Raw genomic sequence first — 13198 nt, forward strand, 5'->3', positions numbered from 1 at the left:
AGTCTTTTTTTATGAGGAGAACATAATGCAGGAAATGGGAACTCACTTGTTCATGGTAGGCATCAAAGGGACTGGCATGTCCAGCCTGGCGTTGTTGCTCCAGCACTGGGGGTTCTCTGTCTGTGGCTGTGATACCCCCGAGGTATTCAGCAGTGACGCTGTGCTCAGGGATGCTGGCATTACTGTATACGAAGGGTTTGATGCGTCATTGCTCCCGGCAGGTACGAACGAGGTAATCTTCAGCAGCGCATACAGTGAATCGCTGCCGATTCTCCAGGAAGCGCGCAACCGTTCCATCCCCCTCTGTTCCTATCCACAGTACCTAGCCCATCTCAGCAAACAGCAGGATAGCTATGCTGTTGCCGGAACACACGGCAAGACAACCACGTGTTCGGTTGCAACCCATCTGCTCAAGCATGCATGTGAAGGATGCTTTCCGTTCTATTCCATCTTTGGAGCTCCTCAGAAAGATATGGCAGGAGGAAAGGAGTGTGCGCTCTTTGAAGCGTGTGAGTACCAGGACCACTTTCACTCCTACAAGTTGCGTGGTGTGTTGATTACCTCGGTTGAATATGACCATCCTGACTATTTCTCTTCCAAGGAACATGTCATGAGAAGCTTTGAGATCCTTGTCGACAATCTGCAGGGTGGTGGTTTCCTGATCTATTGCAGTGATGATCCTGGCGCAAGCGCAATTGGCTCCTATGCAAAGGAAACACGCCCTGATCTGAGCATACTCAGCTATGGATTTGCCTCAGACGGGCCCTTCAGGATAGTGAAGGGTGCAGGCGATACGTATAGGCTTGCCTTGCTTAGGGATCTGCCGTTTTCCGTTACCAGCAAAGCTAAGGCACTGGTGGACGACCATGTGGGAGCATTGGTGCTCTCCCTTGCCATGCTGCTTGACCGAAGCGAACCCAGACTCTATAGAGCAGGCAAGGGACTCATCACTGATGAGGTACTGCCCACCCTCGCCTCCATTTTCTTGCCCCATCTTGCAAGTTATCAAGGATGCAAGGGAAGGACGGAGGAGCTGTTCAGAGATGGGGAAGTCATCTACCTCGATGACTATGCTCACCATCCCAGTGAGATCAAGACTTCCCTGGAAGAGATTCGTCTTCGCTATCCAGGATATCCACTTCTGGTGATCTTCTCTGCACATACGGCAAGCAGGACCTTAGCCTTGTTGAAGGAGTTTGCTGAAGTGCTTGCACAAAGTGACCAGCTCATCCTCCAGAGCACCTATGCATCAGCGAGAAACGATGGTTCAAATACTGACGATCCTGCCTTGATATTGTTCTCCCTGCTCAGGAAATCCATTGGCGATGGGGTGGCCTATGCCCCAAGTGATGAAGCAGCCATGGAGATCGCAGCCGCTTGGTTGCAAGAGCGATGGTTGTGTATTACCATGGGTGCTGGTAATAACCGGTACCTGGGACCGAAGATTGCCGAAAGGCGAAGGAGTCACCAATGAACAGCATGACTGGATACGGATTCTCTGAGTCCGTGTGCGAGAAATTCCAACTCGCGGTCGAGTTGAAGTCATACAACAACCGATATCTCGATATCAACCATAATATACCTTACTACCTCTCTCCCTTTGAGATTGAGATCGACAATAGGGTGAAAGCCGTTGCAAAACGTGGCCATGTTGAAGTGAACATCCGGGTCAAGAATCTGGTCAGTGATGTCCGTCTCATGGTCGACCCTACTGCTGTCAAGCAATACAGCGATGCGTTTGCTCAGATTGCTGCACTCTCTGCTAAGGCACTCAAGCCCCAGCTTTCGGACTATCTCAGCAGTGAAGGGGTTCTCTCCAGTGTAAATGAGAGTGATAGTGAGCAGTATCGCCTCCTGCTTTTCTCCACCTTGGAAGATGCGCTCAGCCAACTTGCAGAGAGTAAGCAACGGGAAGGTAATTCCACCAAGGCTGACCTGAAAAGGTTGGGAGGGGTCCTGCAAGCAGGTTTGGATGTAGTGAGCAGTCATGCCGATGAACTGGAACAATTGGTCAAGACGAACCTCAGGAGCCGATTTGAGGAGATGCTGGGAGACCAGAACTATGATGAAAACCGCATTCTCAGTGAAGTTGCGGTAATGTTGGTCAAATACTCGGTGAGTGAGGAGATCAAGCGTCTTGCCATCCACCTGAAGGAGTACTTCGCTCTCCTTGAGGGAACAGAACCTGTGGGCAAGCGCCTCGATTTTCTCTGCCAGGAGATGAATCGGGAGATCAACACCATTGGGAGCAAGAGCCAGATGGTTGCATTGAACATCCAAGTGGTCAAGATGAAAGATGGATTGGAAAATATCCGGGAACAGGTCCGTAATATCGAGTAACGGGGGAAATGGTGCGTATAGCAATCAGTGGAAAGAGCGGCTGTGGGAACACCACGGTTTCCAGCAAGGTAGCCCAAGCATTGGGATTTGAGATGATAAACTTTACATTCCGAAACCTCAGTGAGGAGAAAGGGATTGATTTCTGGCAGTTCTGTAAGATGGCAGAGGAGAGTGATGAGTATGACCGGGAGGTAGACCGCAGGCAGGTGGAGATGGCGCTTGCACGAGAAAATTGCGTGCTGGGCAGCCGTCTGGCAATTTGGATGCTCAAGGAAGCTGACTTGAAAATCTATCTTAATGCCACTACAGAGGAGCGGGCGAGGCGTATTACCGAGCGCGAAGGCGGTTCCTATGAGAAACGTCTTGAGCAGACAAAGATGCGTGATGCCAATGACAGTGCGCGTTATCTCAGGCTGTACGGTATCAACAACAGCGACACATCAGTTGCCGACCTGGTGATTGATACCACCGAGTTGCAGTCTGATGAAGTAGCAAAAATTATCATAGAAGAGGCAAGGAAGCGTGAAACACAGTAGGCTGTTCCTCACTCTATGTATCAGTATCCTTTTCGTTCCTTCTCTCTTGTCGGCAGGAGCATTCCTGGGAGTCAGCCAAGGGTTGGAGTCGACGACGCTTGAGGTGGGAATCCTTGGGCGGAGGGCTGAGCAGCATCTCTCCTTCAGCCTCCCTACTATTGATGCAACTCCAGAGGATTATTTCAAGGCTCCGGTATTGGGCGGAACCGTTTCTGTAAGGACGCTCCGATTCAAGCCGTTGGTACTATCTGCTGGGATCAAGAGTCAGATAAGCTGGGAATCTACCGATGGGTATGTGCTGGGCCTTGGTGGAGCGCTTGCTCTCTCCTATGAGTTCATCGGAAGAGGAGGGGTGCTTTTTCTGGAAGGCTCATACCTTCCATGGATTACAACCCAGGGCTCCCTTTCCACCAATCTGGGCAAAAAACAACTTACGCAATGGATACGCTTGGGGTATCGGCAGGCATTCTAAGGGCTGTACATTATTGACTAAAATCTCTATAATCAGATAGTTGTAGTAAAGTGACCTTTTACAATCAAGGAGTTACGAGGTGAGCATTCCACTCAACAGTCTTATTGACTATGAAGATAATATCTACCAGATTACCTGTGTAGCCATCAAAGAAGCCAATATCTTGAGCAACCCAGGATGTGGTGGCGAAGAAATTGAGAAAAACAATGGTAAGATTGTCAGCGAAGTACTCACAAGAGCGCTCAAAGGTGAAATCCATTTCGAAGAGTCTGGCGAGTAACAAAGCTTTCAGCCGCATTATTTTTCTCTTCGGTCCTACGGGGGTCGGAAAAACAGAACTTCTGCTGGATCTTGATCCGCAGAGGTTTTCTGTTATCAACGCAGACTCCATCCAAGTTTACCGGCATCTGGACATAGGTTCGGCAAAGGCTTCCAAGGAAGTACAGAATGCGATAGCTCACCATCTCATTGATGTGCAGGACCCATGGGAACAGTTCAGTGTAGGGGATTTCATCACCTATGCAGATGAGGCATGTGAGAAGATATACCGGGAAGGGAAAATCCCCGTCATAAGTGGTGGAACCGCCTATTACTTCAAACATTTCCTTTACGGTCTCAGTGAGGCCCCTCCCAGTGATGAGTCCATACGGGCCAGGATCTTTGCGCAGATTAAAGCGAAGGGAAATGAGTGGGCTTATACACGTCTTGGTGAGGTGGACCCCATCTCTGCTGAACGTATTCATCCCAGTGACATGTACCGGGTGAGCAGGGCTCTGGAAGTCTATGAGGCATGCGGTAAACCCCTGAGCAGCTTTTCTCTCCCCACTGTTCCCAGAAATGGTATGCAGCCTCTGGTTATTGGCTTGGTGCGTGATAGCGCTCTGCTCCGCAGTAGGCTTAGCCTGAGGATCAAGATGATGTTCGACAATGGCCTAGAGGATGAGATTCGTTCTCTTATAAGGATGGGAGCCGAAAGTTCCTGGCCTGGATTGCAAGGTGTCGGCTACAAGGAGTTCTTTCAGGCAATGGAACATGGCGAGTGGTCCCGTTCCATCATAGCCGACCAGATAGAGAGAAACAGCCGTTCCTATGCGAAACGGCAGATGACCTTTTTTAAAAGCTTTTCAGAAGTAATGTGGATGGATCCTGCTGATAAGGAATCAATACTTACTGCGATTGAACAGTATTGCTGTTCTTGATGTAGGTTTCCACCATCAGCTTTTCCAGCGGTTGGACAGAGGCCTTACCGATATCGGTGATTTCATACCATCCTCTTTCTCCCATTTCAACAGAAAATTCCTGATTCAGTTCATAGGTGTAAACCGGAGTAGCCGTAGTATTTTGCTCAGGCTCCTCATCACTGTAGGCGTAGGGAGTCCACATGATCCCCTTTGCCAGATATCTGTTCTGTCCTATCTGTTCGATTGAGACATCGGTGATGCCATAGATGAAGGTTCCCGCCAGGATGGGAGGTTTTCCCTCAGCTATCCAATCATTGGGATCAATCTGTGTATTGATACCCTCATAGGCTTGCCTGGTCTGCCGGGTAACATAGAGGTTGGTGACTTCCATAGATGCTGGGTTCTTTACCCCTTTTGCCAGGGAAGCTTCCATCTTCTCCAGGTTCAGTTCATTCATGCTGTCGTAATACGCCTCGATGATCTGCGTTGGTTCCATACCGGCAGTGTAGGGTGGCTTGCGTGATTCCTGTATTCTTGTGGTGGTGAACCAGCTCACTGAGATGATGATCGCTGCAATGGTGATGACCAACCAGCCTTCCTTTCTCCAGAAAACCCGTCGTCTTGCTCGTTTGTGTTGACCTTCCAGGAATGAAGCACAAGCAACTACTGCATTGAGCGACTCCCTGTTTTGTACCGAGTCAGTAGCTTCCAGTGTCCATTGCAAGGATTCTGTTTGGGAAAGGAACCATGACAGTGCCTTCTGGGGCTCCTTGTTCATGACAGCATCCCTCTGCTTCGTAAGGCTCAAGGAGAGCGTTCGGTCGATGAACTGTATGGTTGATTGAGGCAGTGCGACTCCGGTCAGGGATAAGGGGAGTGCCCTGAAATTGTCTTCCCTGGTGTCTTTGTCATAGAATGGAGGAAAACCCAAGGCTGCATAATAGAGAAGGCTGGTCATTTGGTCGCACAGTGTGAAAGGCTGATGTAGCCCATGATGTACCCATGAGGAGCTGTGGAAGTAACGGGTCTCCTCATCGCTGCAGGCAGCAAAGAGGTCTGCCAAATCCTGGGGAAGGATCAATAATCTACCATCTTCCATTCCCCACACTCTCCAAAGCGGAAGAATGCCGCTTGAGAGATCCAGGAAGGAGTAAGGCAGTGATTCCAGTGCACGCGCAAGATCCCTGACCAAGGTCAGAGCCTGGGATCGTTTGCTGGTGGCAATGTCTGAAAAAGGAAACAAGGGGAGTGGATCAAAGTAGAGACAGCGCTCTCCTTTGATTACGCTCAAACCCTTCCAATACCATTTGGTGAGAGTCCCATTCTCATAGATATAGCCACAGGCTTTTTCTCCTTGCATCAGATAGGAGGGAAGGTCCATCGATTGAGGGCCTATCACGATGCACTGCATCATCTGTCCATCAATTTCACAGGGGAAGGTCCGACTCATCTTATGCATTCGTATCTCCTTGGTATGCACTGATGTGCCAAACATGTTTTTCCTTCATATCATTATGTTCCTTGATCTCTGGTTGTTCACCTTGCTTGTCAAAGTATCCACCCACCGTCCAGTTCCCAGAGAGAACGGTCAGTTTGCGCAATGCTTCCAAGCTCGAGCTATTGCAGCTGCTTATTCTCTCTTCTCTCCTGTTTTCCAACAGGCCTGCCCCTGTTTGCAGACGAGAAACAAACGTCCTTGCATCATCCTCCGCTTGCGGGGATGGCAGGAGTGCATTTGCATTGGCCGAAACGATGAACAGCACGTCCTTCTCTTGCCTTACCACAGACTCAAGAAGTGTATGATAGGTTTGAATTTGTTCACGGGTACACGAAGAGGCAAGAATGGGGAGAACCGGGACATTCCCAAAGTAGCTGTGAATCATGGGAAGTGTCAGTTCAAGAGCAGGTTCCTCTTCCAGGTAGCTGTCTTGCTGGACAAAGAAGGGAGCATGCAAGATGGTGAGTTCCTTGATCAAGGTGGTTGCAAAGCGATGTTCCACACCGGCTATGGATATGCCTTCCATACTGCTGGTGAACAGGAAAGATGGAGCATCTGCTTCCAGCACTTCCTGATGCAGGGGACCAAGAAAGACGATCAAGGAGGGCTGCAGGTGACCTGCCACTGAAAAGCTCCTATGCAAAGCCTCCAGTGAAAACTGGTAGGCTGCATGAGGTACAAGAATTGCAGAGGGAAGAGAGCGCAGATACACGTCCGCTTCTCTCTTTGCCGTTGCAAGGGAGAGTGTCTCCTGTTCCTCAGGATAGAAGATTGTATGGTGATGACTGTCAAGCATGCTCATGTCCTAAAAGTAATCGTGAAAGCCTCCCTTCGTCCAGTGTAACTGTCAAGTTTTTCTCCTGGGTGGGGAGAACCAACCCGGTTTTCCCTCCCTTTGCCCTTCTCAGGTGCTTTACCTGTGTATAGTACAGATCTGCACGACCCTGGTTTTTAGCTTTGCTGAAAACCAGGGCGAGGTTTGCTGCATCAAGCAGGACCTCCAGAGGCACACTCTTTCCCCTGATGTACTTGATGAATACATACCCTCCAGGGACATCGCGGGTGTGCATCCAATAGTCATTTCCCTTCACATAGTGGCGGAGCAATTCGTCGTTTTCCTTGGCATTGCGGCCAACAAGCAAGGTGAACGAACCACTTTGGATGGTGAGGCCCGGACTCTGCTTTTTTTGTATCGCACTCCCAGGGTTCTCTTCAAGTTCCTTCGTAAGGCTTTTGATTGCCTGTAGTGGGTCACGGTTGGGATCAAGGAGCGCCAGGTAGTGTGCTTCTCTCTGGGAAATGAGTGCCTTGGTTTTCTCAACCTCCCCCATGGCGTTCTCGTGGGTTTTCTTTGCTTTCTGGTATTTCTCATAGTAGAGATGGATATTCTCGCGTGCCAGGGTCTTGTCATCCAGGGGAATGGTTAGCAGTTCTCCCGTCTCCCAGTCTTCCAGGGTTATTTCATCCATGGTACCTATAAGTAGGTGTTGGTTTGCACTGAGAAGATCCGCAAACTTCTTGAAACGCATGAAATCCTGGGTGTTTACACAGGTGCATATGAGACTGTCGAGTGTGGTATTCAGGCTCTTGAGCTCCCGTTCCATCTTGCGCCCAACGCGTTCAGCCAGTTCTTTACGGGTAAGTGTATTGCTCTTTTCCCCATAGGCTTCCTCGATCTGCTCATTGAAGGAATCGCCGGTTCTTTCCCTGACAGGGAACGCTTTTCCCTCTTCCCCTTTCGGTTCAGGAAGAACGAATGGTTGTCCACTCTGCTCTTCTCTTCCAGGGCGCCTATAAAGCAGGTCAAGAAGGATATCGTGCTCATCGGTGACCAGCATGTTTGCCCCTGGGCCGCTGTAGAAGCGAAGGTAGAGATTCAGTATCGTACCATGGTTGTTCATGCGCAGGCGTACAACCCGGTCAAAGGGCTGTTGATAGACAGATTCAACCTTGGCACCCTCCAGGTTAGCACGACAAAACTGGATAAATCGCTGGAGCTTTGCTGTCTTTCCCATCTGGTTTGCACTAATGGGTCTCTTAAGTTCATGGAGTCGGCTGAAAGGGGTTCCTACCTCGGTGTATAGTGTCCACCTTCCTGCCTCAGGGTGGTAGAAGTGCCAGCTGAGAGAGTGGAAGTCATGCTGGGTAGTGCGTTGCAAGGAACTACCCTCCAAGGGCAGTTCCTCCAGGATAAGCGCTATCTCACGCCAGTTGAGACTCATGGGAGCTCCTGACCTGCTCATAGGCAGATGCTATACCTCCGGCAAGGTAGAATGATCCACAGGTAAGGATGGCCCCTTCCTTTGCCGTACGTGAAAAGGCTTCTTTCAATGCTGAGAGATTGTCCTCGATCAAAAGAATTTCGTACTGTTTTTCTCGCTTGGCGGCAAGCGCCAAGAGAAACTCATGCAGGTGATTGATGTCACTCTTCTTGAAAGTGCCTGGCCTGCTGATGATGATTCTCTGGAAATAGTCGAGCAGGAGTGAGAGCATGTGGGCATGATCCTTGTCTTCCAGTGCCCCAAAAATGACCGTATTCTCCTTGCTTGGATGCAGGCTGGAGAAGGAGGAGAGCAGGGCCTGCAGGGAGCGGGTGGTGTGTGCACCATCCACATAGAGGCAGGGATCTTTTGAGAGCTGCTGGAACCTCCCTGGTATCTGGTTTGACTCTATGGCAGGGAGCATCGCCTGGTCAAAAAGATTGAGTGTTTTCAGGACAAGCATGGCAAGCGCACTATTCTGTGCTTGGACCAACCCTCGCATGGAAAGACAGAGATGCTCCTCCTCCCCATTCCTCCACCGGTAGTGGACCTGTTCGCCTTCACTGGTGGTGCTGCTTGTCAGGGAATCCATATACTCCTTGAGCAGGTAGGGAGTACTGTGTTGGCCTTCTGCTTCAGAGAGGAAGACATCCAATGCCTCACCTTCTTCAAGGCCAATGAATACAGGTACTCCTTTCTTGATGATCTTGCTCTTCTCTATGGCAATTTCCCTGATGGTGGAACCGAGAATCTTGGTATGTTCCAGCTCGATGGGGCAGAGAACACTTGCCTCAGGGATGATGGTATTGGTTGCATCCAGACGGCCGCCAAGGCCGGTCTCAATAATCGCCCAGCTGCAGCCACTGTTCCTGAAGAGCAGATAGGCATATGCGGTGAAGAGTTCAAAGGTGGTAGGATTGGTTTCCCCCCATTCATCGCGGAAGGTGAATCCTTCAATGCTGTCTGCCAACTCCTGGCCCGTTGAAACGAGAAAGGAATCGTCAAAGAAGGTACCACTTAAGGTGAAACGCTCCCGGTAATCAACCAAGTGGGGGGAGAGGTATAGGCCTGTCTTGTATCCCATGGCGGTCAGGGCACTTGCCAGATAGCTTGCGGTTGAACCCTTTCCTTTTGACCCTGCAAGATGAATTTTCTTGAAAGCCAGTTCAGGATTGCCCAAGTGGGCCAACAGGACGTGCATCCTGTCAAGTCGATAGGTACGAGTGGTGTAGTGGGACGTCTGCTTCTCGAGGTTGGTGAACTGCTCGGTGAAGCGGATTACATCTTCAAAGCTGGAAATTTGCATGCTGGAAACTACCTCGCCTGTCACTGTAGACGGTAAGGGCCTTCTTGGTCAACGCAGTGAAAACCGGTAAAAATTCTCATATGTGTTGATTGTAACCCCAAAGGTTTCTTCGAGTATCCCACAGGCAACTGCGTCTTGGGGCTTCCCATCAAATACTACCGTTTTTTGGTCGATAAGGAGGATCCTGCTTGCAATCCCCAAGGCTTCTGAGAGGTCATGGAGGCTGGCCACCACGCAGTGACCCTCAGATGCCAGATCCTGCAGGAGCTGGTGGACCATATACATCTGTGAGATGTCCAGATGGGCATCCGGCTCATCAAAAAGGAGATAGTCTGCTTCCCTCGCCAGGGTCATCGCGAGAAAAGAGCGTTGCTGATATCCCCCGCTCAAGTGCTTGAGAGGGGTATCCAGTACATGCTGGAGCTGCATTCTCTTGGTTGCCTGCTCGATGGCTTGATGGTCTCTCTCTTCGAGTCTCCTTACAAATCCTTGATAGGGATACCTGCTGTGGGCAAGCAGGGTTCTTGTATCCATGTCTGGAATTTCATGACGTTGCCCATGGTAGGCGATCAACCTGCCCAAATGCCTTGGTGCATAGTCGCTTAGAGGCTTCCCGTCCAGAAGCAAGGTTCCCTGTTTTTTCTCCAGCAGACCGGAGAGCATCTTCAGAAGCGTGGATTTACCACTCCCATTCAACCCCAGTACTGCTGTCAGCTCCCCTTTACTGAGTGAGAACGTAACATCCTCAAGAACCGTTTTCCCTGGATAGCCTCCACAAAGATGTTGGGCTTCAAGCATAGCTTTCTCCTCGTCTGTATTTGATCAATACAACCAGGAAGCTTGGTCCGCCAAGAGCAGAGAGTACAATGCCTACCGGAAGCTCATAGGGTGCGAATATCAATCGGGCAGTGGTATCGGCGAATAGGGCGATGCACCCACCAAGCAAGGCGGTGAAGGGAAGATGGAGTGCATCGTGGGTTGGTATCATTCTTCTGGCTATGTGGGGTACCAACAGCCCAAGGAATCCTACCAAACCGCAGAGGCTGATCGCGAGCGCACTGAGTACTGCGCTTAGAGACAAGAGCAAGAGACGAACCCGATTGACCCTGAGTCCGAGGGATGTTGCACACTCATCGCCAAGACTGAGCATTGTCAGCGGACGGCCCATCATGCAGGCAATGATCATGGCCATCACCAAGATAGGAGAGAGCAAGGAAAGCTGAGTGGAAGTGATATGGGCAAAAGAACCAACAAGAAAGTCAACTTTCACAGCCACAAGGTCTGGAAAGATGGTCAGCAAGGCATCACTGATAGCACCAAGTACTGTAGATAAGGCAATACCGCTGAGTATGAGGGTGAGCCGGCTGAATCGGTACAGGGTTGCGAGGGAAAACACGATTACACTGCCAACGAGTGCACCGACTGAAGAGAAAAGCGGCAAGAGCTGTGCAAGAGAAGGAAAGAGGAGCATGCCAAGCAGTACCGAAAGCGCAGCTGATGCGTTGATGCCCAAGAGGCTTGGCCCGGCCATGGGGTTGTTCAAGGTCTGTTGCAACAAGGAACCGGAGAGGGAGAGTGCACTGCCACACAGCAGCGCGGAAGCTATACGGACCATGCGAAGATGCATGATCATGGAAAGGCTTCCCCCGTTTGTACGACTGGAAGTCAGTCCTGCGAGCAACTCCCCAGGAGAGAGGGCGATAGCCCCCTTGCAAAGCGAATACCATGCACCGACTAAAGCGAGAGCGAACAATCCATTTAGTTTTCCCTTAGAAGAGTGAGGTAAGATATGCATAACTTTCATCCCATCTGTCGTTTGGTTTATAGCCGAACAATGTTTTTGGCAGTAGCTGTATATTGCCTGTCTTGATTGCCTGCACGTTGGAGAGAATCGGGTTGTCACTGATCAAGGTCTGTACCTGTGCTTCTGCTGCTGAAACATCTCCCATGGGGACTACCAGGATCAGTGTAGGGTCCTCTTTTAGGATTATCTCCCAGCTCAGTTGATCAAGAAGGGAAGGGTACTGGTCAGAGAGTGTCTCAATCCCCAGATCCCGGAGCATGGCCCCCACCAGGGAACGTTCATCAAGCGCTTTTACCTTGGTGCTGTGGGCCCTGAGCAAGAGGACTCGTTCTTCTTGAGGAGGGGAAAATGATGAGATGATTGATTGAGCGCGTGTAGCAGTCTCCTTGCCATGAGTCCAGTAGGCATGAACATTTCCCGTTATCTCGCTACACCAACGCAAGGCTTCCAGGTACTGTTCCAGTGTATCAAGGTCGAAGGACTTGCATGGTATCTGGAACGATTCCAGCTGACCCTTGATGCCTTGGTGGCTCCCAAGCAGTGGGGAAAACAAGACTAGATCCGGGTCGAGGGAGAGGATTTGTTCGATGCTGGGGTCCTTGACCGTACCCAGGTTGATGCAATCCTCACTCACTCCAACGGGGTGTTCCTGGAAGGCATCATCAGTTGTAGCTGTAACATCGCCCCCTGAAAGGAGCCAGAGTTCAGCCAAGGAGGAGGAGAGTGCAACCACCGTCATTTCACGCCCAGCCTGGCTGGAGTGTGCCTTGGTGCCGCATGAGACAAGCAGTGCCATGAGTAAAGGCACTATCCACTTATACTGTTTCATGTAGTACCCTCGCCATATGGTCCATCCCGAGGCGTTCCACCACGGATGCAAAACGCTCTCCTGGTCTTCCCTCTTCCTTGTAGAGGTTCAATATTCGGGTGATCAGGGGGAAAAGCTGTTCTTCACTGTACAATGAGGGGAGAGGTGTCCCGCACCGTTTCATCTTGCCCCATCGGCCTCCAAGATAGATCTTGTAGCGGGATTCTTCACTGGAAATTTTCCCGAACGGACAGGTATCGAGGCATCGGCTACAGTTGTTGCAGAGGTTGCGGTCGATATACCGTTTACCATTTTCACGTTGCTTGATTGCTCCCATCGGGCAGCACTGCTCACTGATGCAACGGCCACAAGCCTTGCACTCAGGTGATAGATGCATTATTTTCTGTCCTACAATGCCAAGGTCATTGAGTTCAGGTTTTACACAACTGTTTGGACATCCTCCCACTGCTATCTTGAATTTGTGGGGAAAGATGACCTCATGCCAACCTTCGTAGAACTCCGTGTGGATTCGCTGTGCAAGTGACTGCGTATCTACCAGCCCATAGATGCATGTGCTTCCCTTGCATGCCACAATCGGCCTGACCTTTGCTCCTGTTCCCCCGGTAGCCAGGGAGAGGGATGCAACCTCATCCCGGAAGGCAGGAATACGGGAGTAGGGGATGCCGGGGATCTCAACAGTGAGCCTCCCGGTAAGACTTACCGTCCCATCCCCATAGGTCTCGCTGAGGTGAGAGAGTTGTGAGAGCATCTCCGCCTGTAATGCGCCGTTCCCTGTAATGATACGGGCGGAAAAGTAATTTGTTCCTCTATTATGTAGAAACCCTTTTGCCTTCAATGCTTTGATTGTTTGTTCTGTAAGCGCCATAATTCCTCCTGATCGTGTTGCAGTCTAGAAGTGTTTGGGTATAAAGTAAATAATAAAAAATATATGCAATATATAGGTAAAAACAAATGACTATTCGAGACCTTTC

General features: G+C 50.4%; 14 protein-coding genes. 6 read left to right on the plus strand and 8 right to left on the minus strand.

Annotation, left to right across the window (positions count from 1 at the left end):
• The first annotated feature begins 25 nt into the window (after positions 1–25).
• From AB7S66_RS03595 to miaA, 6 genes are all read left to right on the plus strand, one after another.
• Positions 26–1474, plus strand: a complete 1449-nt coding sequence (locus AB7S66_RS03595) for a UDP-N-acetylmuramate--L-alanine ligase (protein ID WP_428518099.1) — start codon at positions 26–28, stop codon at positions 1472–1474.
• A complete protein-coding gene (locus AB7S66_RS03600) occupies positions 1471–2340 on the plus strand; it encodes a YicC/YloC family endoribonuclease (protein ID WP_428518100.1) in 870 nt (289 codons plus the stop codon). Before AB7S66_RS03595 ends, AB7S66_RS03600 begins: the two co-directional genes overlap by 4 nt.
• 11 nt (positions 2341–2351) lie before the next feature.
• The gene (gene cmk, locus AB7S66_RS03605) at positions 2352–2876 is read left to right on the plus strand and encodes a (d)CMP kinase (RefSeq protein WP_428518112.1); all 525 of its coding nucleotides are present in this window, start codon (positions 2352–2354) and stop codon (positions 2874–2876) included.
• A complete protein-coding gene (locus tag AB7S66_RS03610) occupies positions 2863–3348 on the plus strand; it encodes a hypothetical protein (protein WP_428518101.1) in 486 nt (161 codons plus the stop codon). The genes cmk and AB7S66_RS03610 overlap by 14 nt, the downstream gene beginning before the upstream one ends.
• Positions 3349–3427: 79 nt before the next feature.
• Positions 3428–3628, plus strand: a complete 201-nt coding sequence (locus AB7S66_RS03615) for a hypothetical protein (protein ID WP_428518102.1) — start codon at positions 3428–3430, stop codon at positions 3626–3628.
• Positions 3597–4547, plus strand: coding sequence for a tRNA (adenosine(37)-N6)-dimethylallyltransferase MiaA (miaA, locus tag AB7S66_RS03620; RefSeq protein ID WP_428518103.1), 951 nt, complete (start codon positions 3597–3599; stop codon positions 4545–4547). The genes AB7S66_RS03615 and miaA overlap by 32 nt, the downstream gene beginning before the upstream one ends.
• Here miaA and AB7S66_RS03625 read toward each other — a convergent pair.
• The 8 genes from AB7S66_RS03625 to AB7S66_RS03660 are packed head-to-tail and all read right to left on the minus strand — an operon-like array spanning position 4516 to position 13092.
• The gene (locus AB7S66_RS03625; protein ID WP_428518104.1) at positions 4516–5988 is read right to left on the minus strand and encodes a hypothetical protein; all 1473 of its coding nucleotides are present in this window, start codon (positions 5986–5988) and stop codon (positions 4516–4518) included. The genes miaA and AB7S66_RS03625 overlap by 32 nt on opposite strands.
• Positions 5981–6829 carry an AmmeMemoRadiSam system protein B gene (gene amrB, locus AB7S66_RS03630; RefSeq protein ID WP_428518105.1) on the minus strand — a complete coding sequence of 283 codons (849 nt, stop codon included), beginning with the start codon at positions 6827–6829 and terminating at the stop codon, positions 5981–5983. Before amrB ends, AB7S66_RS03625 begins: the two co-directional genes overlap by 8 nt.
• Positions 6816–8270, minus strand: coding sequence for an NFACT RNA binding domain-containing protein (locus AB7S66_RS03635; protein ID WP_428518106.1), 1455 nt, complete (start codon positions 8268–8270; stop codon positions 6816–6818). Before AB7S66_RS03635 ends, amrB begins: the two co-directional genes overlap by 14 nt.
• Complete coding sequence (locus AB7S66_RS03640; RefSeq protein ID WP_428518107.1) at positions 8230–9594, minus strand: bifunctional folylpolyglutamate synthase/dihydrofolate synthase; 1365 nt, start codon at positions 9592–9594, stop codon at positions 8230–8232. The genes AB7S66_RS03635 and AB7S66_RS03640 overlap by 41 nt, the downstream gene beginning before the upstream one ends.
• Before the next feature lie 48 nt (positions 9595–9642).
• On the minus strand, positions 9643–10392 hold the full coding sequence (locus AB7S66_RS03645; RefSeq protein WP_428518108.1) for an ABC transporter ATP-binding protein: 750 nt from the start codon (positions 10390–10392) through the stop codon (positions 9643–9645).
• A complete protein-coding gene (locus AB7S66_RS03650; protein ID WP_428518109.1) occupies positions 10385–11389 on the minus strand; it encodes a FecCD family ABC transporter permease in 1005 nt (334 codons plus the stop codon). Before AB7S66_RS03650 ends, AB7S66_RS03645 begins: the two co-directional genes overlap by 8 nt.
• Positions 11364–12227: an ABC transporter substrate-binding protein gene (locus AB7S66_RS03655; protein WP_428518110.1), complete on the minus strand. Its 864-nt coding sequence runs from the start codon at positions 12225–12227 to the stop codon at positions 11364–11366. Before AB7S66_RS03655 ends, AB7S66_RS03650 begins: the two co-directional genes overlap by 26 nt.
• Positions 12214–13092, minus strand: a complete 879-nt coding sequence (locus AB7S66_RS03660; protein WP_428518111.1) for a (4Fe-4S)-binding protein — start codon at positions 13090–13092, stop codon at positions 12214–12216. The genes AB7S66_RS03655 and AB7S66_RS03660 overlap by 14 nt, the downstream gene beginning before the upstream one ends.
• Positions 13093–13198 lie beyond the last annotated feature (106 nt).

The sequence above is a fragment of the Sphaerochaeta sp. genome, assembly GCF_050178175.1.
GTDB lineage: Bacteria > Spirochaetota > Spirochaetia > Sphaerochaetales > Sphaerochaetaceae > Sphaerochaeta.

Coding starts and splice junctions, on each gene's coding strand:
- AB7S66_RS03595 (WP_428518099.1), top strand. CDS start 26: ATGCAGGAAATGGGAACTCACTTGTTCATGGTAGGCATCAAAGGGACT.
- AB7S66_RS03600 (WP_428518100.1), top strand. CDS start 1,471: ATGAACAGCATGACTGGATACGGATTCTCTGAGTCCGTGTGCGAGAAA.
- AB7S66_RS03625 (WP_428518104.1), bottom strand. CDS start 5,988: ATGCATAAGATGAGTCGGACCTTCCCCTGTGAAATTGATGGACAGATG.
- amrB (WP_428518105.1), bottom strand. CDS start 6,829: ATGAGCATGCTTGACAGTCATCACCATACAATCTTCTATCCTGAGGAA.
- AB7S66_RS03635 (WP_428518106.1), bottom strand. CDS start 8,270: ATGAGCAGGTCAGGAGCTCCCATGAGTCTCAACTGGCGTGAGATAGCG.
- AB7S66_RS03640 (WP_428518107.1), bottom strand. CDS start 9,594: ATGCAAATTTCCAGCTTTGAAGATGTAATCCGCTTCACCGAGCAGTTC.
- AB7S66_RS03645 (WP_428518108.1), bottom strand. CDS start 10,392: ATGCTTGAAGCCCAACATCTTTGTGGAGGCTATCCAGGGAAAACGGTT.
- AB7S66_RS03650 (WP_428518109.1), bottom strand. CDS start 11,389: ATGCATATCTTACCTCACTCTTCTAAGGGAAAACTAAATGGATTGTTC.
- AB7S66_RS03655 (WP_428518110.1), bottom strand. CDS start 12,227: ATGAAACAGTATAAGTGGATAGTGCCTTTACTCATGGCACTGCTTGTC.
- AB7S66_RS03660 (WP_428518111.1), bottom strand. CDS start 13,092: ATGGCGCTTACAGAACAAACAATCAAAGCATTGAAGGCAAAAGGGTTT.